At 72.7% G+C, this 24420-nt stretch carries 20 protein-coding genes and 1 pseudogene; 10 read left to right on the forward strand and 11 right to left on the reverse strand.

The features are described from left to right. Positions 1-16: 16 nt before the first annotated feature. Positions 17-334: a hypothetical protein gene (locus tag D0D15_RS36980; RefSeq protein ID WP_244214923.1), complete on the reverse strand. Its 318-nt coding sequence runs from the start codon at positions 332-334 to the stop codon at positions 17-19. On the opposite strand from D0D15_RS36980, the gene D0D15_RS11165 reads away from it, so the two are divergent. From D0D15_RS11165 to D0D15_RS11180, 4 genes are all read left to right on the forward strand, one after another. Then, positions 309-4085 carry a DUF6531 domain-containing protein gene (locus D0D15_RS11165; RefSeq protein ID WP_244214950.1) on the forward strand — a complete coding sequence of 1259 codons (3777 nt, stop codon included), beginning with the start codon at positions 309-311 and terminating at the stop codon, positions 4083-4085. The two genes, D0D15_RS36980 and D0D15_RS11165, sit on opposite strands and share 26 nt — an antisense overlap. Positions 4086-4088: 3 nt before the next feature. Beyond that, complete coding sequence (locus D0D15_RS11170) at positions 4089-4565, forward strand: hypothetical protein (RefSeq protein WP_094008589.1); 477 nt, start codon at positions 4089-4091, stop codon at positions 4563-4565. Positions 4566-4638: 73 nt separating this feature from the next. Next, positions 4639-6018 (forward strand): FAD-binding oxidoreductase, encoded by a 1380-nt coding sequence (locus tag D0D15_RS11175; RefSeq protein ID WP_094008590.1) that lies wholly within the window; start codon positions 4639-4641, stop codon positions 6016-6018. 618 nt (positions 6019-6636) lie between these two features. Continuing rightward, the gene (locus D0D15_RS11180; protein ID WP_094004285.1) at positions 6637-7569 is read left to right on the forward strand and encodes an ADP-ribosylglycohydrolase family protein; all 933 of its coding nucleotides are present in this window, start codon (positions 6637-6639) and stop codon (positions 7567-7569) included. On the opposite strand, the gene D0D15_RS11185 is transcribed toward D0D15_RS11180, so the two are convergent. Genes D0D15_RS11185 through D0D15_RS11195 form a run of 3 tightly spaced genes read right to left on the reverse strand, consistent with a single transcriptional unit; the run spans position 7505 to position 10388 of the window. Continuing rightward, entirely contained in the window at positions 7505-8353 is an 849-nt protein-coding gene (locus D0D15_RS11185; protein WP_115944408.1) for an alpha/beta fold hydrolase, read from the reverse strand. The two genes, D0D15_RS11180 and D0D15_RS11185, sit on opposite strands and share 65 nt — an antisense overlap. Continuing rightward, positions 8350-9501, reverse strand: a complete 1152-nt coding sequence (locus D0D15_RS11190; RefSeq protein WP_094004287.1) for a macrolide family glycosyltransferase — start codon at positions 9499-9501, stop codon at positions 8350-8352. Before D0D15_RS11190 ends, D0D15_RS11185 begins: the two co-directional genes overlap by 4 nt. Then, positions 9498-10388, reverse strand: a complete 891-nt coding sequence (locus tag D0D15_RS11195; RefSeq protein WP_094004288.1) for an alpha/beta fold hydrolase — start codon at positions 10386-10388, stop codon at positions 9498-9500. Before D0D15_RS11195 ends, D0D15_RS11190 begins: the two co-directional genes overlap by 4 nt. Before the next feature lie 249 nt (positions 10389-10637). On the opposite strand from D0D15_RS11195, the pseudogene D0D15_RS37775 reads away from it, so the two are divergent. Together D0D15_RS37775 and D0D15_RS37780 are read left to right on the forward strand one after the other, a co-directional pair. Further along, positions 10638-10730: pseudogene (locus D0D15_RS37775) on the forward strand (IclR family transcriptional regulator); the annotation flags it as partial. 277 nt (positions 10731-11007) lie between these two features. Further along, positions 11008-11136: a hypothetical protein gene (locus D0D15_RS37780; protein WP_369806777.1), complete on the forward strand. Its 129-nt coding sequence runs from the start codon at positions 11008-11010 to the stop codon at positions 11134-11136. Between the two features lie 97 nt (positions 11137-11233). Here D0D15_RS37780 and D0D15_RS11205 read toward each other — a convergent pair whose 3' ends face one another. From D0D15_RS11205 to D0D15_RS11215, 3 genes are read right to left on the reverse strand one after another with little or no spacing between them, the layout of a single operon-like run. Continuing rightward, positions 11234-12052: a carbohydrate ABC transporter permease gene (locus D0D15_RS11205; protein ID WP_094004289.1), complete on the reverse strand. Its 819-nt coding sequence runs from the start codon at positions 12050-12052 to the stop codon at positions 11234-11236. Continuing rightward, entirely contained in the window at positions 12052-12984 is a 933-nt protein-coding gene (locus tag D0D15_RS11210) for a carbohydrate ABC transporter permease (protein ID WP_233157126.1), read from the reverse strand. Before D0D15_RS11210 ends, D0D15_RS11205 begins: the two co-directional genes overlap by 1 nt. Beyond that, positions 12981-14267, reverse strand: coding sequence for an extracellular solute-binding protein (locus tag D0D15_RS11215; RefSeq protein ID WP_094004290.1), 1287 nt, complete (start codon positions 14265-14267; stop codon positions 12981-12983). Before D0D15_RS11215 ends, D0D15_RS11210 begins: the two co-directional genes overlap by 4 nt. A gap of 193 nt (positions 14268-14460) precedes the next feature. Here D0D15_RS11215 and D0D15_RS11220 point away from each other — a divergent pair, with 193 nt between their 5' ends. Continuing rightward, positions 14461-15447, forward strand: coding sequence for a LacI family DNA-binding transcriptional regulator (locus tag D0D15_RS11220; RefSeq protein WP_369806776.1), 987 nt, complete (start codon positions 14461-14463; stop codon positions 15445-15447). Continuing rightward, positions 15444-17756, forward strand: coding sequence for a beta-xylosidase/alpha-l-arabinosidase (locus D0D15_RS11225; protein ID WP_094004292.1), 2313 nt, complete (start codon positions 15444-15446; stop codon positions 17754-17756). Before D0D15_RS11220 ends, D0D15_RS11225 begins: the two co-directional genes overlap by 4 nt. Here the strand turns inward: D0D15_RS11225 and D0D15_RS11230 are convergent. Further along, positions 17723-18379: a response regulator gene (locus D0D15_RS11230; RefSeq protein ID WP_094004293.1), complete on the reverse strand. Its 657-nt coding sequence runs from the start codon at positions 18377-18379 to the stop codon at positions 17723-17725. The two genes, D0D15_RS11225 and D0D15_RS11230, sit on opposite strands and share 34 nt — an antisense overlap. Next, a complete protein-coding gene (locus D0D15_RS11235; protein WP_115944409.1) occupies positions 18376-19173 on the reverse strand; it encodes a sensor histidine kinase in 798 nt (265 codons plus the stop codon). The genes D0D15_RS11230 and D0D15_RS11235 overlap by 4 nt, the downstream gene beginning before the upstream one ends. A gap of 120 nt (positions 19174-19293) precedes the next feature. Here D0D15_RS11235 and D0D15_RS11240 point away from each other — a divergent pair, with 120 nt between their 5' ends. Next, positions 19294-20001 (forward strand): ABC transporter ATP-binding protein, encoded by a 708-nt coding sequence (locus tag D0D15_RS11240; protein WP_094004295.1) that lies wholly within the window; start codon positions 19294-19296, stop codon positions 19999-20001. Further along, positions 19998-22298: an ABC transporter permease gene (locus tag D0D15_RS11245; protein ID WP_115944410.1), complete on the forward strand. Its 2301-nt coding sequence runs from the start codon at positions 19998-20000 to the stop codon at positions 22296-22298. The genes D0D15_RS11240 and D0D15_RS11245 overlap by 4 nt, the downstream gene beginning before the upstream one ends. 4 nt (positions 22299-22302) lie before the next feature. Here D0D15_RS11245 and D0D15_RS11250 read toward each other — a convergent pair whose 3' ends face one another. Together D0D15_RS11250 and D0D15_RS11255 are read right to left on the reverse strand one after the other, a co-directional pair. After that, positions 22303-23481, reverse strand: a complete 1179-nt coding sequence (locus D0D15_RS11250; RefSeq protein WP_162830553.1) for an aminotransferase class V-fold PLP-dependent enzyme — start codon at positions 23479-23481, stop codon at positions 22303-22305. 5 nt (positions 23482-23486) lie between these two features. Beyond that, positions 23487-24404, reverse strand: a complete 918-nt coding sequence (locus D0D15_RS11255) for an asparaginase (RefSeq protein WP_233157128.1) — start codon at positions 24402-24404, stop codon at positions 23487-23489. Positions 24405-24420: the final 16 nt, after the last annotated feature.

A 24420-nucleotide genomic window follows, 5' to 3' on the forward strand; every position in this document is an offset into this window, starting at 1 on the left:
GTCAGGGGGCGGATACCTATCGCCGGTCGGGGGCGGTGCAGGCGGAGGCGCTGGCGGGTGCGGCGGCGTTGGCGGATGGGATCTCCACCGGTGTGATGATCATGGGCACGGTGGTGGGTTTCGTGCGCGAGATGGTGCGCGACATCGTGGCCGAGCTGGTGGGGAAGCTGATCACGTGGGCGTTGGAGGCGGCGTGCACGTTGGGGTTTGCGACGCCGTTGATCGCGGCGCAGGCGACGGCGGCGATTTCGTCGGCGGTGACTCGGATTGCGGATTTCATCCGGAAGCTGGTCAAGACGATCGGGAACGTGTCGCCGCGGATCAGCCGGGTCATCGGCAAGCTGGATGAGATCATCCAGAAGCTGAGCAAGATCGGCCGCAAACTCGGCGGCGGTGATGGCACCACTCCTTCGGCCGCGTCCGGCGGTGGTGGGAAGGTCGACACGCCGGATCTGGACGGCCCGACCAGCCCGGATGCTCCCAACAGCCCCGACGGCGCGGACGGCACCCCGGGCGGCAGCCGGGCCGGCGGTGACGGTCCGTCGTCGGCCAGGGACTCGGCCGACGACCCGCGCAGGTCCGGCCAGGACGAGGACTCGACCTGCACGAACGGTGACCCGATCAACGTCTTCACCGGCGAGGTGATCCTGCCGCAGACCGACGTCGGCCTCCCGGCGGTCCTGCCGTTGACCGTGCGGCGGCGGCACGCCTCGGCGTACCGGCTCGGCCGCTGGTTCGGGCGGACCTGGGCCTCGACCTTCGACCAGCGGCTCGAGGTCGAGGACGACGGCATCTACTTCGTCACCGAGGACGGCCGCGTCCTGGTCTACCCGCATCCGGTGCGCGACGGTCAGCCCGTGTTCCCGGTCGAAGGCGCCCGCTGGCCGCTGGTCCGCACCGGGGACGAGTACGTCGTCACCCACCGGCAGAACCGCGAGCGGTACACCTTCGGGCCCGTCGCGGGCGCGCCGGCCGGTCTGCTGCCGCTGCGCTCGGTCGAGGGCCGGACCGGGCAACGGCTGGACTTCGAGTACGAGAACGGCGCTCCCCGCGAGCTCCGGCACTCCGGGAACTACCGGATCGCGATCAGCACGGAAGGCGGCCGGATCACGGCGCTGACCCTCCGCGGCACCGGCGGCGCGCCGGACGTGCCGCTGCTCCGGTACGCCTACGACGACGAGGGCCGTCTCACCGAGGTGTCCAACTCGTCGAACCGGCCGCTGACCTTCAGCTACGACCGCGCGGGGCGCCTCACCCGTTGGGTGGACCGCAACGGCGAGTGGTACGGCTTCCACTACGACGGCCTGGGCCGGTGCGTCCGGACCGAGGGCTCCGGCGGCGCGCACACCGGAACGCTGCGGATCGACCGGGACGCCCTCGTCTCGGTCTGGACCGACGCGGCCGGGCACGAGACGACCTACCGGTTCAACGAGCTGCGGCAGATCGTCGAGGAGGTCGACGCGCTCGGCGGCAGCACGTGCTCGGAATGGGACCGCTACGACCGGCTGCTGTCCCGGACGGACCCGCTCGGCCGCACCACGTCCTACACCTACGACGAGTCCGGCAACCTGGTCACCCTGACCCGCCCGGACGGCACCCAGCGGCTGTTCAGCTACGACAGCGACAACCAGCTGGTCGCCACGGTCGAGCCGACGGGCGCCGTGACGCGGCGGGACTACGACGAGGCCGGCAACCTCGTCGCGGTCACCGATCCGGTGGGCGCGGTGACCCGGTACCGGTACGACGAACGCCACCACCTGGCGGCGATCGTCGACCCGCTGGGCGGCGTGTACCGCGTGGACACGAACGAGGCGGGCCTGCCCATCGCCGTGACCGGTCCGGACGGCGCGGTGAACCTGTTCGGCCGTGACCAGTTCGGCCGGATCCGGTCCCGGACCGACCCGTCGGGCGCCACGACCACCTACACCTGGAGCGTGGAAGGGCTGCTGCTGTCGCGCACCGGTCCGGACGGCACGGTCGAGCGCTGGCAGTACGACGGCGAGGGCAACCAGACCGCCGAGGCGGGTGCCGCGGGCGAGCTGACGCACGTCGTCAGCACCCATTTCGACCTGCCCGCGGTGGTGTCGACCCCGGACGGGAACCGCCTGGAGTACACCTACGACGAGAAGATGCGCCCGGTCGTCGTGCGCAACGCGGCGGGCTCGGAATGGCGGTACGTCTACGACGCCGTCGGCAACCTCGTCCGCGAGACGGACTTCAACGGCCGGACGCTGGTCTACACCTACGACGCGGCGGGGCAGGTGGTGTCGCGGACGAACGGCGCCGGCGAGACCACGCGGTTCCGCCACGACCTCGTGGGCAACCTCGTCGAGCGGCAGACCGGGGACGCGCCGCGGGCCCGGTTCACCTACGACGCGGCCGGGCGGCTGGTGCGCGCCGTGAACGCCGACGCCGACGTGCGCTTCCAGCGCGACGCGGCCGGGCGGGTGGTGGCCGAAACGATCAACGGCCGCACCGTCGAGTCCCGCTACGACCTGCTCGGCAGGCCGGTGTACCAGCGCACCCCGACCGGCGCGGAGAGCCGGTGGAGCTACGACGCGGGCGGCCGGCCCTCGGTCCTGAGCGCCGCAGGCCGGACCCTGAGCTTCCGCTACGACACCGCGGGCCGGGAAGTGGAACGGTTGCTCGACACCGGGGTCTCCCTGGCGCAGGAGTGGGACGCGGGTAACCGCCTGCTCGCGCAGACGCTGTCCGCGGTGTCGGCGGGGGTTCCGTCGGTCCGGCGGATCCAGCACCGCGCTTACCGGTACCGCGCGGACGACCAGCTGGTGTCGGTCGCGGAGCAGATCGGGGGGCTGCGCGAGTTCGACCTCGACCCGGCCGGGCGGGTCGTCGGCGTCCGCGGCGCGGGCTGGGCGGAGCACTACGACTACGACCGCGTCGGCAACCTCCAGGCCGCGCACAGCCCGGGCGACCCCGAGACGAGCGGGCCGCGTCAGGTCAGCGGCACGTTGACGATCGCCGCGGGGAACGTCCGGTACGCCTACGACCGGCAGGGGCGCATGGTGCTCCGGCAGCGGAAGCGGTTGTCCGCGAAGCCGGACAACTGGCACTTCAGCTGGGACGGCGAAGACCGGCTGGTCGGTGTCGTCACGCCCGACGGGACGCGCTGGCGGTACGCCTACGACGCGCTGGGGCGGCGCATCAGCAAGCAGCGCCTGGCCGCGGACGGCCGCACCGTCGCCGAGCGGACCGATTTCGTCTGGGACGACACGGTCCTGGTGGAGCAGATCGAATCCGCGGGACGGACCAGGTCGTGGCACTGGCTGCCGGACACGCTGCAGCCGGTGAGCCAGACCGAGCGGGTCTGGCACGACCAGGCCTGGGTCGACCGCGAGTTCTACGGCATCGTCTCCGACCTGATCGGCACCCCGACGGAGCTGGTCGACCCCGCGGGCAACCTGGCCTGGCGGGCGAGCCGGACGGTCTGGGGCCAGGTCGCCGGTGTCGGCGTCGCGGACACGCCGCTGCGGTTCCCCGGGCAGTACCACGACCCGGAGAGCGGTCTGGACTACAACTACCACCGCTACTACGTGCCCGAACTCGGGCGGTACGCGAGCCAGGACCCGCTCGGCCTGGTCGCGGGGCCGAACCCGCAGGCGTACGTGCCGAACCCGATGACGTGGCTCGACCCGCTGGGGCTCGTGCCGTGCCGCGACTGCGACGCCCAGAAGGAAGAACTGCCCAAGGGCGACAACCGGTGGTTCGACCAGCGGCGGGAAGCGTTCAACGCGGCGCGCGACCGGGCCGGCATCCCCAACAGCGCGTCACCCGTCCGGCAGTGGACCGTCGGCGACAACCCGGCCCTGCAGGGGAGGGGCAACTACCACTACGACCCCGCGCCCGGCGCGCACGGCCGCTACTACGAGTACGAGACGCCGAACGGGCCACGGGTGATCGCGGAGCACACCGACGATCCGCGCGCGCCGCACCCGCACTTCCACGCCTACCAGCCGAAGGCGGGCCACGACGGGGTGGTGGTCGGCGAGAAGTACGACCGGGTCGGCGGCCCGCACCACTACTACTATGGGGATCATGCTCCGAGCTGGCCGGCGGGTGACTGAGCCGTGACCGAGTCCGCGCGGGACCGGCGGCTGCGGTTGCTGCAGGCGAAGAAGGCCGAGCAGCTGAAGGACCGTCTGTCCGCTTTCGACACCGGTGAGTTCGCGCAGTGGTCGGACTTCCCGCAGTGGCTCCGGGACGAGTTCGTCAAGACCCGCCGGACGACCGCCGAACCGGATTCGGTGCTGCCGGAGTCGGCGGACGACCGGGAGATCCGGGACTGGCAGTCGGAGTTCGCCGTCCGGGCCGGGCTGGACGGCCGGGTGTACGTGCTCACCGGCGTCGACGACTTCCCGTGGCTCTACTGCGCCGCGCGCGACGATCGGTGGGCCGACGAGATCGGCGTCGTGCTGGGGTACGGCTGGACGGCCATCGGCGCGGACAAGGACCGTCTCGTGGTGTTCTACGAGGAGGAGTACGAGTACCAGGCGTTCCTGGTGGCTCCCGGGCACCTCCGGGACGGCGACGGCCGCCTGCTGTAGCGGGAGTCTCACCTGCGGCTCGACGAGTCCGGAGGCCGTCGTCACAGCGGTAGCCTCCCTGGTGGAGGTTGTGATGGATTCCCCGACATTGGTGGCCGCCCTGCGGCGGGTCGTGCCTGCTGAGCACGTGGTCGACGACTCGGTCGTGGTCGAGTCCTACCTGCAGGACCACGCGGAGTGGGCCGAGTACGGGCAAGCCGCCGCGGTGGTGCGGCCGCGCGGGACCGGCGAGGTGCGCGACGTCGTGCGGTTCGCGGGCGAGCACGGGATCCCGGTGGTGCCCCGCGGGGCTGGGACGGGCCTGTCCGGCGGGGCGAACGCCGTCGACGGCTGCATCGTGATCTCGTTCGAGGCGATGGATTCCGTTCTGGAGATCGACCCCGCCGAGCGGCTCGCGGTCGTGCAGCCGGGCGTGATCAACGACGACCTGCGGGCGATCTGCGCCGAGCAGGGGCTGTGGTACCCGCCGGACCCGGCGAGCGCGCCGTGGTCGACGATCGGCGGGAACGTGGCCACCAACGCCGGTGGGCTGTGCTGCGTGAAGTACGGCGTGACGCGGGACTACGTGCTCGCGCTGGAGGTCGTCACCGGGCGCGGCGAGGTGGTCCGCCTGGGCCGGCGCACCGCGAAGGGCGTCGCCGGGTACGACCTGTGCGGGCTGATGGTCGGCTCCGAGGGCACGCTCGGCGTGATCACCGAGGTGACCGTGCGGCTGCGGCCGCGGCGCGAGCCGGAGCGCACGATCGCCGGGTACTTCGACTCGGTGATCGCCGCGGGTGAGGCGGTCAGCGCGGTGTCCGCGTCCGGGGTGATCCCGTCCGCGCTGGAGCTGGTCGACCGGCACTGCCTGGAGGCGGTCGACGCGTGGAAGAACATGGGCCTGTCCACGGAGGCGAACGTGGTGCTCCTGGGCCGCGTCGACACCCCTGGTCACGCGGGCGAGGAGGAGGCCCGCACGATCCTGCGGTGCTTCGAGCAGGCCGGCGCGAGCTGGGCGGCGCTGTCCACGGATGAGCAGGAGGCCGAAGCCCTGTTCGACGCCCGGCGCCTGGCGTACCCCGCGCTGGAGCGGCTGGGCCCGGTGCTCACCGAGGACGTCTGCGTGCCGCGAGCGCTGGTGCCGGAGATGCTGGCGCGGATCGAGAAGGCAGCCACCGAACACGACACGCTGATCGCGAACATCGCCCACGCCGGCGACGGAAACCTCCACCCGCTACTGATAACCCCCATCGGCGACGACGCAGCAAGGCGACGCGCACAGGCGGCGTTCGAGGACATCATCGCGGACGCGGTCGAACTGGGCGGCACGGTGACGGGGGAGCACGGAATCGGGTTGCTGAAGCGCGGCGGCTTGCGGCGCGAGGTGAGCCCGGAGGTGCTGGAGCTGCACCGGGCGGTGAAGGGCGCGCTCGACCCGCTGGGGATCCTGAACCCGGGGAAGGTTTTCGTCTAGAAGGGGATCGGTGGCTGCCCGCGCGGCAGCCCTGCAAACCGCAAGCCGGCAACGCGACTGGCCCCGGCCCAAAGCTGCCCGCGCGGCAGCCCTGCGAACCGCAGCCCGGCAACGCAACAGCACCGACTACCCCAACCAGACCTCCCCCGCCCCCGATCCACAGCCGGTCTTTGGTCGCCGATCAGGCGTGTCAAGGTACTCTTTCCCGCCTTGACACGCCTGCTCGGCGACTGAAACACAATCAGGCATCGGGGGCGGGGGTGGTCGTAAGGTGACCGTTCGGCGCCGTAGGCGCTCCCGCCCGCAGGGCGGGCTCGTCGCCTGCCCAACGTCACCTCTAAAGATCAAAAGATGTCCTCGCCGGACGGGCAGGCTCCGGGATGACGGGGGACCGTTGTTATCTCACCTCGGGCAGGTGGTCGCTGTGTGGTCATCCCGTCGCCTTCCGGTTTGTGCATATCACCTTGAGCCAGGGCCGCAAGGTTGCGTAGCTCGGCTGCCGGTGAGCGGGGAGGTTGCGGCCCTGGCTCAAAGTGATCGTCACGTGTCAGGCGACGGGATGACCACCCAGCTACCTTGGGTTTGCTCCGCTGCCGCGGCCGGTGAGATCGTGGCGGGGTGAGGGAACGTGCGCTCGCGGCCCTGGCGGGCCTTGCCATCGGGGATGCGCTCGGCATGCCCACCGAAGGGTTGTCCCCGGCCGAGATCGTGCCCGTCACCGGCTTCGCGGCGGCTCGGGGGTTGCCGGCCGGTGGGGTCACCGACGACACGCAGCAGGCGGTGATCGTCGCGCGGTTGTTGATCGATGGGGATGGGCGGATCGATCCGCACCGGCTCGCGGATGCGCTCCTGGCGTGGGAGCGCGACCTGCGCAGCCGCGGCATCCGGGGGCTGCTCGGGCCCTCCACGCGCGCCGCGCTCAACGCCGTCGCCGCGGGGGCCTCCCTCGAAGAGGCCGGCAAGCACGGCACCACGAACGGCGCGGCCATGCGCATCGCCCCCGTCGGGATCGCCACTCCGGCCGACCTCGGCCGGCTCGTCGACAGCGTGGTCGAGGCCAGCTGGGTCACCCACAACACCGGCGTCGCCCTGGCGGGGGCGGCCGCGGTCGCCGCGGCGGTCAGCGCGGGGATCGACGGCGCGAGCCTGCCCGAGGCCATCGACTTCGCCGTCGCGGCCGCGGAACTGGCCGCCCAGCGGGGGAACTGGGTCGCGGCCGGGGACGTCGCCGCCCGGATCCGGTGGTCCCGCACCATGCCCGCCGCCGACATCCCGGCCCTGATCGGCACCAGCGTCGCCACCCAGGAATCGGTGCCCGCCGCGTTCGCGGTCCTGCACCACGCCGAAGACCCGTGGCACGCCTGCCGCACCGCCGCGAGCCTCGGCGGGGACACCGACACCATCGCCGCCATGGCCGGCGCGATCGCGGGCGCCTGCACCGGAGCGGACGCGTTCCCCGAGGACGCCGTCCGCACGGTCACCGAGGTCAACGACCTCCCGCTGCCGGAGCTGGCCGACGGTCTGCTGAAACTGCGCGCCAGAACCGGATGAGCGCCTCGGCCGTCTCCTGTGGACGGTCCAGCTGCACGCAGTGCCCCGCGCCGTCGATGCCGACCGCGTCCCGGCCGAAGCGGCGAGCCAGGCGCTGGTACTCCTCGTGCGAGCCGGTGAACTCGTCGTCCATGCCGTGCACGAACAGCAACGGCACCCCGGACCCGGCCAGCTCACCGACCCCCGCCCGCGGACCGCACAACAGCCGCGGGAACCCGATGAGGTGACCGGTGCGGGTGGTCGACAACCGGGTGGTCATCAGGTCCAGCCGGTCCGGCTCGGCACGGGCCCAGTGGTCGATCAAGCCACGCAAGCCCGCGGCCCCCTCGGTGGCCACCGCGTCGGCGCACCAGGTGAGGAACGCGGTCTCCTTGTCCGAACCGGACAGCAAGCTGCCCAGCGGCGCGAAACTGCGCACTACCCGCGGCGCGGCGACGACCGCGGCGTTCGCGACCGCGGCGCCCGCGCAGTGCGCCACCACGTGCGCCGGCTCGCCCTCGCCGACCTCGCCGATCACCGCCAGCAGGTCCTGCGCCATGCCCGGCAGCGTGTAGGCGCTCGGGTCGTCGGGGCCCGGGCTCTCGTGCTGGCCGTGGTGGTCGACCGCCCACGCCGCGTACCCCGCGGCGGCCAGCAGCGGCAACAGCGGCGCGAAGTCCTCTTTGGACCCCAGATACCCGCCGACCAGCACCACCGGCTCCCCGGACCCGGCCCGGTGCGCGGCGAACCGGCCGCGGTCGGTCTCCAGCACGACGCTCCGCACCGGGCTTTCCAGCGTGGTCACAGCGCGGCTCCGTCCCGGATCGCGGTCTTCTCGATGACGTCCGCGGCCTCCACCGCCCCGCCGCACGCCCGCACGATCTCCCGCATACCCCGCACGTTCGCCGCGATCCCCGCGTCGGACGACACCCGCAGCACCGCGTTGTGCAGCGCCTGCGCCGACACCTCCGCGCGGTCGAGCGTCACGCCCAGGCCCAGCTCGGTCAGCCGGGCCGCGTTCAGCCGCTGCTCGGCCATCTGCGGGACCGCGACCATCGGCACGCCGTGGTGCAGGGCCTCCAGCAGGCTGCCCATCCCGGCGTGCGTGACGAACGCCGACGCGGCGGCCAGCACGTCCAGCTGCGGCACCATCGGAGCGACCTCGACACCGTCCGGAACCGGCCCGAGCGCCGCCGGATCGACGTGCCGCCCGATCGCCATCACGGTGTGCCACCCCAGGCCCGCGGCCATGTCGAGGCACGCGCGGAAGAACCCGGGCTGGTCGGTGAAGCACGAGCCGAGCGAGATCAGCAGCACCGGTTTGCCCACCGGAGGGCGCCAGGACCCCTGGAACGACCGGTCGCCCAGCGCGGGACCGGCGAAGGTGTGCTCCGGCCCGAGCAGTTCCGGCGAGATCTGGAACGCCCGCGGCACGAACACCACCTTCGGGTCGTCCATCGCCTGGAACTCCTCGACCGAACAGCCGAGCCCCTGGTCGTCGAGGAACCGCTGGAACCGCTGGTACACCGGCAGCTCCGACACGCTCGTCACGCCGAACGCGATGCGCTCCCAGCCGGGGAACAACGCGTGCGTCGGCGAGAGCTGCACCATCGGCACGCCCAGCTTGCGCGCCAGGACCTTGCCCGCGAACGCGACGAAGTCGTAGGCGATCACGTCCGGAAGATCATCGAGCGTTTCCAGCACGGGGAGTGCCGCCTGGGCGTCCCGGTGGTACATCTCCACGCCCGCCATCAGGTCCTCCGGCGGCGGGCCGCCGTCCCGGACGTCCGGCAGCACCACCGGTTCCGCCCCGGCCGCGCGCACCTGCGGGACGAAGTCCGCGCCGACCGCGTAGCTCACCCGCCAGCCACGGGACACCAGCTCGGACACCACGGCGAGCGTGGGGTTGACGTGCCCGTGGTCGGCGACGTTGACGAACAGGACGTGCTTCACCGCGCCACCCCGCAGACGACGTGCTCGACCGGGGTGCAGTAGGGCAGGCCGGACAACGGTTCCCCGGCGAAGAACCGCAGCGCGAGGTCCACGACCTCGGCCGGCCGTTCCAGGTGCACGAGGTGGTCGGCGTCGTGGATCGCGGTGAACCTGGCGTCGGCGCACCTCGCCGCGGCCTCCCGGCTCAGCCGCGGGGTGGTCAGCGGATCGTGCTCGCCGGTCGTGACCAGCACCGGGACGGGCAGGACGCGGCCGTCGTCGCCGGGGTGGTCCAGCAGCCGCCGCGTGTTGTCCAGGTACTTGGCGATGTCGGCGTCGGTCATCGCGCCCACCAGGCCGGTCAGGCACCGGCGGACCGCGGCCTGCCGCCGCACGCCCGGCTCGCGGCTCAGCATCAGGTCCAGCACCTCGGCGGTGAACTCCGCGTGCCTGCCCTGTTCGGCCAGCTCGACGCTGCGGGCGATGCGGGTGCGCAACCGGCCGGTCACGTGCGTCATCGTGCCCACCAGCAGTAGCCGGCGCACCCGTTCCGGACGCAGCTGCGCCCACCGGTGCGCGACACCGCTGCCGTAGGAGGCGCCGACCACGTGCACCGGCTCGGGTGCGACGTGGCCGAGGAGGTGGTTCAGCGCGCCGGCGAGGAAATCCACGCCGTACTCGGGCGGCAGCCGGTCCGCCGCGCCCCAGCCGGGGAGGTCGACGGTGATCACGTCGGCGTGCCGGAGCAGGTCGCGTTCCACCCGGCCCCACGCGTCCTTGTGCTGGAACGCGCCGCCCACCAGGACGATCGGCGCGAGTCTGCCGCCCCCGCGCACGATGCGGCCCGCGTACTCGAATCCGCCGAACGTGAGCGGGACGGTTTCCTGCCGGATGGTCGTTGCCGTCACAAGCGATCTTCCTCGGGTGGTCGGTTTCGGGTCCGCCACGTAATCACGTCGTGGCGATCGGGCGCGCCACGGAAACTCCATCGAGCCAACTTGACCACTCGCGCGTGTGACCGTCACGCAAGAGGGCTTCCACCATGCGGAAGGCCGGTCGTATCAGCGGCGGCACACGATCAAGGATGGAACCGACGGAGTCAGCGCCGCCCCCCCGAGGGAGCCGCCGTGGACAGGGCCTTGCGGAGACCGACTCCCATGACGGCGGCGGGGCGGTTGCTCGACGCGTTCACCCCGGGCCGCAGCCTGCTGACGTGGAGCGAGATCAGCCGCCGCGCCGGGCTTTCCCTGACCACCGCGCACCGGCTCGCCGGTGAGCTGGTGAACTGGGGCGCCCTCGAACGTGACGACGACGGCCGCTACCGCATCGGGCTGCACCTGCTGGAGCTGGCCGCGCTCGCGCCGCGCGGGCTGGAGCTGCGTGAGCTGGCCCAGCCGTTCCTGGGGGACCTGTTCCACTCCACGCGGGCGCACGTGCACCTGGAGGAGCAGCTGACGCCGGAGGCGGTGGCGATCGCGGCACCGATCCGCGGCCAGGGCGACGAGGTGGTCGCCACGCTGGGGACTGGTGGTGCACCTCGACGAGTGCGAGCCGCGGGCCGTGGTGCCGGTGATGACCGCCGCGGCCCGCGGGCTCTCGCGAGCGCTGGGCGCGCCGTCGGCGGCGGATGTGCGGGGCGTGGTGCGCGGGCGGTGATCCACCGGGGCGCCTCGAACGCCGCGTCCGCTCCCTCGACGACCGCACCGAGGCGCACCTCGTCGCGTTTCCCGGCGAGCGGGAGTTCGCGGCGGCCTCACTTCCCGAAACCCGCCGTCAGGCCGCTGACCAGCTGCCGCCGCCCGAGCACGTACAGCGCCAGCACCGGCAGCGTCGAGAGCACGACCGCCGCCAGCACCGCCGGGATGTTCACCCGGAACTGCCCCTGGAACGACCACAGCGCGAGCGGCAGCACCCGCTGGTCCGGGCTCTGCGTGAGGATCAGCGGGAACAGGAACCCGTTCCACACGTTGAGCCCGTCGTACACCGCGACCGTCACCACGGCCGGCCGGATCATCGGCAGCACCAGGCTGAACAGCATCCGCCAGTCCCCGGCCCCGTCCACCCGCATCGACTCGAACAGCTCGTTCGGCACGTCCCGCAGGAAGTTCGCCAGGATGATCACCGACAGCGGGATCGCGAACGCCACCGACGGCAGGATGATCGCCAGCAGCGTGTCGTACAGCTGCGCCCGCGTGATCAGGTAGTACACCGGGATGATCGTCGCCTGGATGGGGATCGCCAGGCCCAGCAGGTAGCCGCGGTAGGTGAACCGCGAGAACCACGTCGTGCCGCGCACCACGTAGTAGGCGGCCATCAACGCCACTGCGACGGCGATCGCGACCGTCGCCAGCGTCACCACCACGCTGTTGGCGAAGTACCGCCAGAAGTCGTTGCGCAGCACCAGCTCGTACGCGCTCAGCGTCGGCGGAGCGGGCAGCGACAACGGGTTCGCGTCGTAGAACCCGCGCTGGTTGCGCAGGCTCGTCACCACCACGTAGTACACCGGCACCAGCACGATCGCCAGCCAGGCGAAACCGGCCAGGCCACCCAGGTAGTTCGGACGGGTCCGCATCACGCCCCCTCCAGCTGGCTGCCGCGGCGGAAACTCGACAGCTTCGACAACCCCAGCGCCAGCGCGAGCCCGGCGACCACCAGCAGCACGGCCAGCGTGCTGGCCCGCCCCATGTCGTTGCCGGAGAACCCGGACAGGTACATGTCCAGCGGCAGCATCCGCGTCGCGTCCCCGGGGCCGCCGCCGGTCAGCACGAACACGAGGTCGAAGTAGGTCAGCGAGCCGACCAGCATCATCGTCGACGACGTGATGATCGTGTAGCGCAGCTGCGGCAGCGTGATGTGGAAGAACTGCCGCACCCGCCCGGCGCCGTCCAGCTCGGCCGCCTCGTACAGCGACCTCGGGATCTGCCGCACCCCGCCCTGGTAGAGCAGCGTGTGGAACGGCACGAACTGCCAGGCGATCACGAAGACCACCACGTACAGCGCCAGCGTCGGGCTGCCGAGCCAGTCCTGCGACAGGAAGTCCAGGCCGAACGCCCTGCTGGCGCCGAAGTTCGGGTCCAGCAGCGCCTTGAACGCGATCGCGATGGCCGCCGCGGACAGCAGCATCGGCAGGAAGTACAGCACGCCGAGCACCGCGCGGTACCGGCCGCGCCCGGCGATCAGCACCCCCAGCAGCAGCGAGATCGGCGTCTGCACCAGCCAGCTGACCACCATCACCTGCACCGACAGCCAGATCGCGTGGTAGGTCACCGGATCGGCGAGGGCCGCCGCCCAGTTCGCCAGGCCGGCCCACGACGGGTCGCCGATGCCGTCCCACTCCATGAAGCTCAGCACCGCGACCCCGCCCAGCGGCACGATCGCGAACACCGCGAAGAACGCCAGCGCCGGCACCGCCATCAGCGGGCTCGGGCCGGTGCGCAGCCGGCCCCGGCCGGGCGCCGGCGTGCGTGCCGGCGCCCGGTCCCGCCGTTCGAGCACGGTGCTCATCGCCCGATCGTCGCGTTCATGTTGGCGGAGAACTGTTCCGGCGTGATCTGCTTGAGGAACAGCTGCTCCAGGTTGGTCAGCAGCGCGTCGGCCTGGCCCGGGGACAGCGCCTGGTCCCAGGACAGCTGGAAGTTCGGCGCCTTGCTCGCCATTTCGTACACATAGGACAGGTACTGCGGGTCCTCGGTCTTCGCGAGCTTGTCCTCGATGCCGGTGAGCGGCGGCACCGATCCGCCGGCGAGCAGCGAGTCGACGTAGGAGTCGTTCATCAGGTCCTCGCGCAGGTACCGCAGCGCCGCCTGCTTCTGCTCCTCGCTCGCGGTGGCCGAGACGGACCAGTAGTTGGCCGGGTTGCCGACGATGTTCGCCGGATCGCCCTTGCCGCCGGGCACGGTGGGGAAGGTCGTCCAGCCGAGCTTGCCGCCGGCGATGAACTCGGGGTCGGCCTGCTTGATGGTGGGGAAGGCCCAGGAGCCCATCAGGTACATCGCGGCCTTGCCGGTGAACAGCAGCGCGGTGTCGGCGTTGCTGTCGGTCGCGATGGAGTTGAAGCCGCGGACGAAGCCGCCGGCGTCGACCAGCTGCTGGATCATCGTGTTGGCGCGGATGATCGCCGGATCCGACCAGGCGCCCGGCTTGTTCGCGGCGATGTTGTCGAACACCTCGGGTCCGCCGATGCGGTCGACGAGGTACTCCTCCCACATCAGCTGCGGCCACTTGCTCTGCCCGCCCAGCGCGAACGGCGCGATGCCGGCCGCGGTGAAGCGTGGCACCAGGGCCATCAGGTCGTCCCACGTCTTCGGCGGTTGCGCGCCGATGGAGTCGAACAGTTCCTTGTTGTAGAACAACACGACCGGCTGCATGCCGTTGTTCGGCACGGCGTAGGTCTTGCCGTCGATCACCCCGGTGCGGGCGACCGAGGGCAGGAAGCGGTTCACGAACGCCGGGTCGTTCGCGGCCTCACCGGACAGGTCCATGATCTTGCCGGAGTCCACCCAGGACTTCAGCAGGCCGCCGCTCCAGCTGAAGACCAGGGTCGGAGCCTCGTTCGCGCCGATCGCGGTGCGGATCTTCTGCTTGTAGGCGTCGTTGCCGAAGTACTGCGCGTCGATGCCGGAGGATTCGAAGGACGTCCGGAACGTCTGTTCGTCACCGCCGGTCAGCGCCCACGCGGTGGCGCCGTTGCCGCCGGCGGGGCCGCTGGAGCCGCACGCGGTGGTGAGGGAGAGAACCGCGGCCAGCCCGGCCGCGATCACGGCGGTGCGCCGCTTGACCAGTGTCATGATGCGCCTTCCCCATCGAAGGTCCGAAAGTTTTCGGAAACACTCTGGTGTGTGTCGGAAGATATTCCGCCGGTACCGGGGCGTCAAGAGCTGTTTCGCCAAGGAAAATAGCGTTATAGTCGCCTGAAACTTTTCGGCAACAACCTGGTTGGAGGGTGCGGTGCCTGCCGGTTCCCAGCGCGCGACGCTCGCGATGGTCGCGGAAGCCGCCGGGGTTTCGCTGCCGACGGTGTCCAAGGTGCTCAACGGCCGCGGCGACGTGGCCGCGGCGACCCGGCAGCGGGTTCAGGACGTGCTCAGGGAACTGGGCTACGTGCCGCAGTCCGGGCGGCGCACGGTCGGCCCGGCGCGCGTGGTGGACCTGGTGTTCGACGACCTGGTGAGCCCCTACTCGCTGGAGGTCCTGCGCGGGGTCACGGAGGCAGGCGCGGAAACCGGGGTGGACGTCGTGGTCGGGCGGCTGCCCGAGGAGGGGGACGACGACTGGGCGCGGCGCCTGCGCCTGGCCGGGCGCGAGGGGCTGATCGTGGTCACCTCCGAGCTGACCCGCGCCCAGGTCGAGGGTTTCGACCGGGCCGGGTTGCCGCTCGTGGTGATCGACCCGCTGAACCTGCCGCGCGTCGAGGTGACCAGCGTCGGCGCGACCAACTGGAACGGCGGGGTGTCGGCCACCGAGCACCTGCTGCGGCTGGGCCACCGCCGCATCGCCTACGCGGGCGGGCCGGTGCAGGCCTCGTGCAGCCAGGCCCGCCAGCACGGCTACCGCGCGGCGCTGGAGAACGCCGGTGTCACCGTCGATCCGCGGCTGATCCTGCACGGCGCCTTCGGCTACCCGGACGGCCTGGAGATGGGCGGCCGGCTGCTCGACCTGCCGGAACCGCCGACCGCCGTGTTCGCCGGCAGCGACGCGACCGCGCTGGGCGTGATGGAGGCCGCGCGGCGGCGGGGCCTGCGCGTGCCCGAGGACCTGTCCGTGGTCGGGTTCGACGACACCATGCTCGCCGAGCTGGCCACGCCCGCGCTGACCACCGTGCGGCAGCCGCTGCAGGACATGGGCCGCGTCGCGTTGCGCACCCTGACGCGCCTGGCCGCGGGCGAAACCCTCGACTCACACCACGTGGAGCTGGCCACCAACCTGGTGGTGCGCGATTCGACGACGAACCTGCGAGGAGCACCATGACGGAACCGACCTGGCGGAACAGCGCGCTGCCCGCCGCCGCCCGAGCCGAGGCGCTGCTGGCGGAGATGACCCTCGAGGAGAAGGTGGCGCAGCTGGGCAGCGCGTGGCCAGGCAACGAGCAGCTGAACGGCAACGTCGCGCCGATGCAGGACGTGTTCGCGCGCGGCGGGGTGCCGTTCGAACAGGCGCGGGAGAACGGCATCGGGCACCTGACGCGGGTGTTCGGCACGGCGCCGGTCAGCGCGGCCGAAGGCGCGGCGCGGGTCGAGGCGCTGCAGCGGGAGATCGTCGAGGAGACCCGGCTGGGCATCCCGGCGATCGTGCACGAGGAATGCCTGACCGGCTTCACCACCTACGGCGCCACGGTGTACCCGGCGGCGCTGGCGTGGGCGGCGACGTTCGACCCGGAGCTGGTCGAGCGGATGGCGTCGGCGATCGCGGAGGACATGCGCAACTGCGGGGTGCACCAGGGGCTCTCCCCGGTGCTGGACGTCGTGCGGGACTACCGGTGGGGCCGGGTCGAGGAAACCCTGGGCGAGGACCCGTACCTGGTCGGCACGCTGGGCGCGGCATACGTGCGGGGCTTGGAGCGCAACGGCATCATCGCCACGCTCAAGCACTTCGCCGGGTACTCGGCGTCGCGCGCGGCCCGCAACCACGCGCCGGTGTCGATCGGCCCGCGGGAGCTGCGGGACGTGATCCTGCCGCCGTTCGAGATGGCGATCCGCGAGGGCGGGGCGCGGTCGGTGATGAACGCCTACGTCGACCTCGACGGGGTGCCCGCCGCGGCGAACGTGCCGCTGCTGACCGGGATCCTGCGGGACGAGTGGGGTTTCGAGGGTGTGGTGGTGTCCGACTACTGGGCCATCGCGTTCCTGGGCAGCATGCACCGGGTCGCCGACAGCACCGGCCAGGCCGGGGCGCTCGCGCTGGCCGCGGGCATCGACGTGGAGCTGCCCGACACCCTCTGCTACGGCAAGGAACTCGTCGAGCTGGTGCGCTCCGGCGAGGTGCCGGAGTCCCTTGTGGACCGCGCGGCCGGTCGGCTGCTGCGGCAGAAGGCCGAGCTGGGCCTGCTCGACGCGGACTGGGCGCCGCGGGCGCGTCCGGTGGACCTGGACTCGCCGCGCAACCGGGCGATCGCGCGGGAGCTGGCGGAGAAGTCGGTGGTGCTGCTGTCCAACGACGGCGAGTTGCCGTTGCGCGCGAAGCGGATCGCCGTGGTCGGCCCGTGCGCGGACGATCCGCTCGCGTTCATGGGCTGCTACTCCTACCCGAACCACGTGCTGCCGCGGTATCCCGGGCACGGCATCGGGGTGGCGGCGCCGTCGCTGCTGGAGTCGCTGCGCGCGGAACTGCCGGACGCAGTGATCACCTCGGCGGCCGGCTGCCCGATCCGCGACGAGGACCGGTCCGGTTTCGCCGAAGCAGTGGAAGCCGCGCGGGACGCCGACGTGTGCATCGCGGTCGTTGGCGACCGGGCGGGCCTGTTCGGCGAGGGCACCTCCGGCGAGGGCTGCGACGCGCCGGACCTGCGGCTGCCCGGCGTGCAGGACGAGCTGCTGACCGAACTGCTCGCGACCGGCACGCCGGTGGTGGTGGTCGTGGTGTCCGGGCGGCCGTACGCGCTGGGAAACCACACGGGGGCGGCGGCCCTGGTGCAGGCGTTCATGCCCGGCGAGGAGGGCGGCCCCGCGCTGGCGGCTGTCCTGTCCGGACGGACGAACTTCGGCGGACGGCTCCCGGTGCAGGTGCCGCGGGTGGCCGGCGCGCAGCCGAGCACCTACCTGCAGCCGCCGCTGGGCGGCAACAGCGAGGGCATCAGCAACCTCGACCCGAGCCCGCTGTTCCCGTTCGGGCACGGCCTGTCCTACACCACGTTCGAGTACTCCGACCTGGCGTTGAGCGCCCGCGAGGTGCCCACCGACGGCGAGGTCGAGGTCTCGGTGCGGGTGCGCAACACCGGTGACCGCGCCGGGGACGAGGTGGTGCAGCTGTATGTGCGCGACGTGCTGGCGCAGGTGACCCGCCCGGTGCGGCAGCTGGCCGGGTTCGCGCGGATCACCCTGGCGGCCGGGGAGAGCCGGACCGTGGTGTTCCGGCTGCACGCCGACCGGCTCGCGTTCACCGGACTGGACCTGCGCCGGATCGTCGAGCCGGGCACGATCGAGGTCTTCGCCGGCCGCTCGGCGGGTGACCTGCCCTGCCACGCCACGTTCGAGCTGACCGGCCCGGTGCGCGAGGCCGGGCCCGACCGCGTGCTGACCACCCCGGTTCACTCGCCGGGTGACACGAGCCCGGTCTCGTAGGCGAGGACGACGGCCTGGGCGCGGTCCCGCAACGCCAGCTTGGCGAAGATGCGGGCCACGTGCGTCTTGACCGTCGCCTCGCTGAGCGTCAGCTCCGCGGCGATCTCGGCGTTCGACCGGCCCCGCGCGACGAGGGTGAGGACCTGGAGTTCGCGCGGGGTCAGGACGGCCAGGTCGCGGTGCAGCGCCGGGCGCGGTTGCCCCGCGGCGAAGCGCTCCACCAGCCGCCGGGTGATCGACGGCGCCAGCAGCGCGTCACCGGTGCCGACCAGGCGCACCGCGGCCACCAGGTGCTCGGGGGTGACGTCCTTGAGCAGGAAGCCGCTGGCCCCGGCGGCGAGGGCGTCGTAGACGTAGCGGTCGAGGTCGAAGGTGGTCAGCATGAGCACCCGGCAGCCGGGGGAGCGGGCCAGGATGCGGCGGGTCGCCTCCAGGCCGTCCATCGCCGGCATGCGGATGTCCATGAGCACGACGTCGGGGTCCAGGTCGCGGACGGTGGCGACGGCTTCCGCGCCGTCCGCCGCCTCGCCGACCACGTCGATGCCGCCGGAGGCGAGGATCATCCGGAAGCCGGTGCGCACCAGCGCCTGGTCGTCGGCGATCACCACGCGCGGTTCGGTCACGGCCGTTCCAGAGGGATCTTCGCCCGCACCCGGAACCCGCCGCCGAGGCGCCGCCGGGCGTCCAGGTCGCCGCCGAAGACCGCCACGCGCTGCCGTAGCCCGAGCAGACCGCGTCCCTCCTCGGTCTCGCCCGGCCACGCCGGCGCGTCCCCGGTCAGCACGCTGGGGCCGCTGTTGCGCACTTCGACCCGCAGGTAGCGGTCGGCGTAGCGCACGGTCACCTCGGCCTGCCGCCCGTCGCCGTGCTTGAGTGCGTTGGTGAGCGCCTCCTGGATGATCCGGTACGCCGTCAGGTCCACGCCCGAGGGCAGCGGCCGCGGTTCCCCGGACACGCGGACCTCCACCGGCAGCCCGGCGAACGCGATGCGGTCGATGAGCGGGCTGAGCCTGCTCAGGCTCGGCTGCGGGGACAGGTCGGCGTGCTCGTCCCCGTCGGCAGGTGGTGCGAGCACGCCGAGCAGGGTCCGCAGCTCGGTCATCGTGTCCCGGCCCGCCGCCTCGACCGCTTCCAGCGCCGTCGCGGCCTGCCCGGGTTCGGTCGCGAGCACCCGGCGCGCGGCCCCGGTCTGCACCACCATGACGCTCACGTTGTGGCTGACGATGTCGTGCAGCTCCCGCGCGATCCGGGCCCGTTCGGCGTCCACCGCGCTGCGTGCCGCGCTTTCCCGTTCGCGCTCCAGCAGCCAGCCGCGTTCCTCCAGTGCTCTGGCGAACGCCCGCCGCGCGCAGGCGCGCCGGACCGCGAGCACCGCGGCCACCAGGCACGCCACCGCCGCGACAACCGGTTCCACCACGGGGCAACTCTTCCAGGACAGCGCGCGATCCGCATCCACCTCCGGACTACATCCCCGGGATGACCCGCGCGGCGGGTTACCTCCCCGGGCCGATGCCCGCACCGGGCCGCGGCCCGCAGGATGGCCGCTGTGACCAGAGATGACGGCGCGGTCGTGCGGCTGACCGCCGTGCGCAAGGAATACAGCGACTCGGTTGCCCTGGACGGGATCTCCCTGGAGATCCACGCCGGGGAGGCGGTCGCGGTGATGGGACCCTCCGGCAGCGGCAAGTCCACGCTGCTGAACCTGGTGGCCGGGCTGGACCGCCCGACCTCCGGCACGGTGGTCGTGCACGGCGAGGACCTGGGGAAGCTGAACGAGACCGGGCTGGCGCTGTTCCGCCGCCGCCGGATCGGCATGATCTTCCAGTTCTTCAACCTGCTCGACGACCTGCCCGCGCTGGACAACGTGGCGCTGGCCGCGCAGCTCACCGGCACCCCGGCGGGCCAGGCACGCAAGCGTGCGCTCGAACTGCTCGGCGAACTGGGCATCGCCGGACGGCGCAACGTCTACCCGGCCCGCCTCAGCGGCGGTGAGCGGCAGCGCGTCGCGGTCGCCAGGGCGCTGATGAACCGGCCCGCGCTGCTGCTGGCCGACGAGCCGACCGGCGCGCTGGACAGCCGCGCCGGCGAGCAGGTGATGGACCTGCTGCTCGACCTCAACCAGATCGGGCAGACGCTGCTGCTGGTGACCCACGACGAGCGGCTCGCCACCCGGTGTGCGAGCCGCGTGGTCGAGGTCGTCGACGGCCGGGTCGCGCGCGAGACCAGTGTGGAGCGGACCCCGTGAGCGCGGTGTGGCGGGTCGCGCGGGCCGCGGTCGGGCGGCGCCGGTTGCAGACCACCGTGATCGGCCTGGTGGTCACGATCTCCACGGCGACGATCGTGCTCGCGCTCGGGTTGCTGGTGTCCTCGTCGGCTCCCTTCGACCGGGCGCACGCACGGCAGAGCGGCGCCGACCTGGTCGCCGTGTTCGACCGCGCCCAGGTGACCGACGAGGAGCTGACGCGGGCCGGCGCCCGGGCCGACGCGGTGGCCGGGCCGTTCGCCCAGCTCACCCTCGACACCTCGCAGAGCACGCAGTTCGTCGGCCCGGCCCTGACCACGGTGGGCCGCGCCGACCCCGGCGGCCCGGTCGACCGGGTGGACGTCTGGGACGGCCGGTGGGCCACCGCACCGGGCGAGATCGTCCTCAACCTGGCCCCCGGCACGACCCTGGTGCCCCTCGGTTCGCGGATCGAGGTCCCCGGGCAGCCCGTCCTGACCGTCGTCGGGTTCGCCCACACGGTGAGCGCGTCCGCCGACGCGTGGGTCACCCCCGAGCAGGCCGCGGCGCTGCGGCCGACCGCCACCCAGATGCTCTACCGGTTCGCCCCGGACGCGACCGCGAAGGACGTCGCCGCGGGGCAGGCCGCCGTGACGGCCGGGCTGCCGCCCGGGGCACTCCTGGGTGCGCAGTCCTCCCTCACGGTGCGGCAGCAGCTCGTCGCCGAGGTCGGGGTGTACGTGCCGTTCCTGGTCGTCTTCGGGGTCCTCGGGCTGGTGGTGGCGGTGCTGATCGTCGCCAACGTGGTCGGCGGCGCGGTCGTGGCCGGGTTCCGCGACATCGGGATGCTCAAGGCGCTCGGCTTCACCCCGAACCAGGTAATGGCGGTCTACCTGGTGATGGTCACCGTCCCGTCCGCGGCCGGGTGCGTGCTGGGCACGGTGCTCGGCAACCTGGTCGCGCGGCCGCTGCTGGCCGACGCGTTCCAGGTCTTCGGCGCGGGCGCGGCGGGCATCGACCCGTGGGTGACCGTGGTGGCGTTGCTGGGCCTGCCCGCCGTGGTCGTCCTGGCCGCGCTCCTGTCCGCGCTGCGGGCCCGCCGGTTGCCCGCGGCCTTGGCGATCAGCGCGGGCAGCGCACCCCGGCCCGGCCGCGCGCTCGTGGTCCAGCGGTGGCTGTCCGGCCTGCGGCTGCCGCGGTCGGTGAGCCTCGGCCTCGGGGTGCCGTTGGCCCGCCCGGCGCGCAGCGGGCTGACGCTGGCCGCGGTCGTCATCGGGGTCACCACCGTGACGCTCGCGATCGGCGTGACGTTGTCGGTGAACGCCTACAACGCGGCGATGCGTCCGTCCTATCCGGACCGGATCGAGGTGCTGGCAGGCGGGCCGGCGCCCGGCGGCGCGGTCACGCCGGCGCTGAGCGACGCCGAGGACGAGGCCCTGCTGCGCTCGGCCCCCGGTGCGCGGCGGGTGGCGGCGGTGGCCGCCAAGAACGTCAACGTGGTCGGCGGGCAGCAGACCGCGCGGGCCGAGTTCTTCCGCGGTGACTCCGCCGCCCTCGCCCCGCGGCTCGCGAGCGGGCACTGGCCGGCGGGACCCGGGCAGGTGGCGGTCCCGTCGAGGTTCCTGCACCAGCGCGGGCTCGCGACCGGTGACACCGTCACCGTGGAACTCGCCGGGCAGCGCGCCGCGATGCGGATCGTCGGCGTGGTGCTGGTCAACAACGCCGACACGATCTTCGCCGACTGGACGGCCCTGGCGCTGCTCGACCCGGATGCACGAGCCGACACCTACCGGGTCGAACTCGCGCCCGGCACGGACCAGGAGGCGTACCGGGCCGCCGTCGCGGACGGCGACCCGGGCCTGGTGGTGCTGCCCCCGCGCGACGGGACGTCGAGCCAGGCCCAGGTGCTCGTCGGCTCCGCCACGCTGCTGACGCTGGTGCTGGGGGCCGTCGCCGCGCTCGGCGTGTTCAACACCGTCGTCCTCGACGCCCGGGAACGCCGCCGCGACCTCGGCATGCTGAAGTCGATCGGCATGACACCCCGCCAGGTCACGGTGATGATGGTGACCTCGATGGGCGCTCTGGGCCTCGTCGGCGGCCTCGTCGGCGTGCCGCTCGGGATCCTCGCGCACCGGGTGGTCGCCCCCGCGATGATGCGCGCGGCCCAGTCCGACGTGTTCGGCTTCGTCGTGGACGTCTACCGCGTGCCGACGGCGGCCGGGCTGGTGCTGGCCGGCATCGTCATCGCGGTGGCCGGGGCCGTCATCCCGGCGCGGGGCGCCGCACGGACGCCCATCGCCGCCGTCCTGCGCAGCGAGTGACCGGCTACGCGAGCCGCTCCACGGTTTCGGTCAGCGCGCGCAGTTCGTCCTCGGTGTTGTAGTAGTGCACCGAAGCCCGCACCATGGCGGGCAGGTTCCGCACCTCCTGGTCGTACTGGTAGGAGGTGGGGCGCGTGATCGAGGTGTTGATCTTCGCCGCGGCCAGCCGCTGCTGGACCTCCGCGGCCTCGGTCCCGGCGACGCTGAAGGTGACGATCCCGCACTTGCGCTTGCCCTGGTCGTGCACCGTGACCCCGGCGATCTGGGACAGGTCCGCCCGCAGCCGGGCGGCCAGCGCGGTCACCCGTTCCTCGATGGCCGGGAGCCCGACCCGCCGCGCGTAGTCGACGGCGGCACCGAGGCCGAGCACGAGGCCGTAGTTGCGTTCCCAGGTCTCGAAGCGGCGGCCGTCCGGCGCGATCTCGAACTCCTCCGGCGCGGTCCAGGTGGCCGAGTACAGGTCGAGCATCGCGGGCTCGAGCCGCTCCCGCAGCCGCGGGTGCGTGTAGAGGAAACCGGTGCCGCGCGGGCCGCGGACGTACTTGCGGCCGGTGGCGGACAGGGCGTCGCAGCGCAGGCGGCGCACGTCGAGGTCCAGCTGCCCGGCCGACTGGCACGCGTCGAGCAGGAACGGGATCCCGGCCCGCTCGGCGAGCGCGCCGACCTCCTCGGCCGGGTTGACCAGGCCGCCCTGCGTCGGGACGTGCGTGATCGCGATGAGCTTGACGGTGTCGTCCAGCCGGCGCTCCAGGTCGGCGATGTCCAGCTGGCCGCTCTCGTCGTCCTCGACGACCTCGACCACCGCGCCGGTGCGGCGGGCGATCTGCAGGTAGGCGATGGCGTTGCTGGCGTACTCCGCACGGCCGGTCAGGATGCGGTCGCCCGGTGCGAAGCGGAACGCGTAGAAGACGGCCTGCCACGAGCGGGTCGCGCTGTCGGTCACCGAGATGTCGGCGGCGTCGGCACCGAGGAAGCGGGCGATGCCGTCGTAGACGCCCCGGATGCGGTCGGCGTGCGCGGCGGCGGTCTCGTAGCCGCCGCGCACCGACTCCTCCCGCAGGTAGTCGAGCACGGTGTCGGTGACCTGCCGCGGCGGCAGCGACGAACCGGCGTTGTTGAGGTGCACGACCGCGTCCGTGCCCGGGGTGTCGCGGCGGAGGCGGTCGACGTCTTCTTCGCGCAGTGTTGTCACAGCCCGACCATATTGGGCGCGTCCAGGCGGGGACAACGCTTTACCACGTCGTCCCAGTCGTACTCGGGCGCGACGCGGCGCAGGGCCGCCAGGGTCGCCGGCATGCGGCCGCGCTCGGAGCCGTCGGCGATCTTGACCGCGACCGTGGTGCCGTCCGGCAGGATCGCGATCTGCACGGCCTCGGCGCCGTCCTTGGCGATCAGCCCGGGCACGGCCGTCATGAGCTGGGTGACGTCCCGGTTCGGGCCGGCCAGCATCTCCGGGTGCTTGCGGATCGCCTCGGCCACGCGGTGCTCGGCCGTCCCGTGCGGCGCGGTGGCGACCCGCTGGACGGCCCGCGCCAGGCCGCGCAGGGAGATCGCGAACAGCGGCGCGCCGCACCCGTCCACGGCGGTGTGCGCGACCGGTTCCCCGGCCAGCTCGGCCACCGTCTCGGCGAGCCGCACCTGCAGCGGGTGCGCCGGGTCGAGGTAGTCGCCGGTGGACCAGCCGTTCAGCCTCGCGGTGGCGAGCATGGCCGAGTGCTTGCCCGAGCAGCAGTGCGCGAGCCGCCGGGGCGCCCGGCCCTCGGCGATCCACCGGTCGTGCAGGACGGGGTCGTGCGGGAGGTGCGCCGGGCACCGCAGGTCGTCCTCGGTGAGCCCGGCCCCGTCCAGGATCCGGGTCGCGCCGGCCAGGTGGAACTCCTCGGCGGAGTGGCTGGCGGCGGCCAGGGCGAGCAGGTCGGGCGGCAGGTCGAGACCGAGCCGCACCATGCCGGTGGCCTGCATGAGCTTCGCCGTCGACCGGGGGTAACCCGGCTGGTCGACGTCACCCCCGGCCTCCAGTACCTCGCCACCGGGGCCGAGGACGACCCGCGATCCGAAGTGGACACTTTCCACGAGCCCGTCGCGGACTACCTGAACCAGAGGGATCACCACGCCCCGAGGC

Origin of the sequence: Amycolatopsis thermalba (genome assembly GCF_003385215.1) — a bacterium.
Classification (GTDB): Bacteria; Actinomycetota; Actinomycetes; order Mycobacteriales; family Pseudonocardiaceae; genus Amycolatopsis_E; species Amycolatopsis_E thermalba.

What these genes read in the sequence shown, in the direction of transcription:
- D0D15_RS11240 (WP_094004295.1), top strand. Translation starts at nt 19,294, where the DNA reads ATGGCCGCTGTGACCAGAGATGACGGCGCGGTCGTGCGGCTGACCGCC.
- D0D15_RS36980 (WP_244214923.1), bottom strand. Translation starts at nt 334, where the DNA reads ATGACCCGGCTGATCCGCGGCGACACGTTCCCGATCGTCTTGACCAGC.
- D0D15_RS11205 (WP_094004289.1), bottom strand. Translation starts at nt 12,052, where the DNA reads ATGCGGACCCGTCCGAACTACCTGGGTGGCCTGGCCGGTTTCGCCTGG.
- D0D15_RS11225 (WP_094004292.1), top strand. Translation starts at nt 15,444, where the DNA reads ATGACGGAACCGACCTGGCGGAACAGCGCGCTGCCCGCCGCCGCCCGA.
- D0D15_RS11215 (WP_094004290.1), bottom strand. Translation starts at nt 14,267, where the DNA reads ATGACACTGGTCAAGCGGCGCACCGCCGTGATCGCGGCCGGGCTGGCC.
- D0D15_RS11210 (WP_233157126.1), bottom strand. Translation starts at nt 12,984, where the DNA reads ATGAGCACCGTGCTCGAACGGCGGGACCGGGCGCCGGCACGCACGCCG.
- D0D15_RS11220 (WP_369806776.1), top strand. Translation starts at nt 14,461, where the DNA reads ATGGTCGCGGAAGCCGCCGGGGTTTCGCTGCCGACGGTGTCCAAGGTG.
- D0D15_RS11175 (WP_094008590.1), top strand. Translation starts at nt 4,639, where the DNA reads ATGGATTCCCCGACATTGGTGGCCGCCCTGCGGCGGGTCGTGCCTGCT.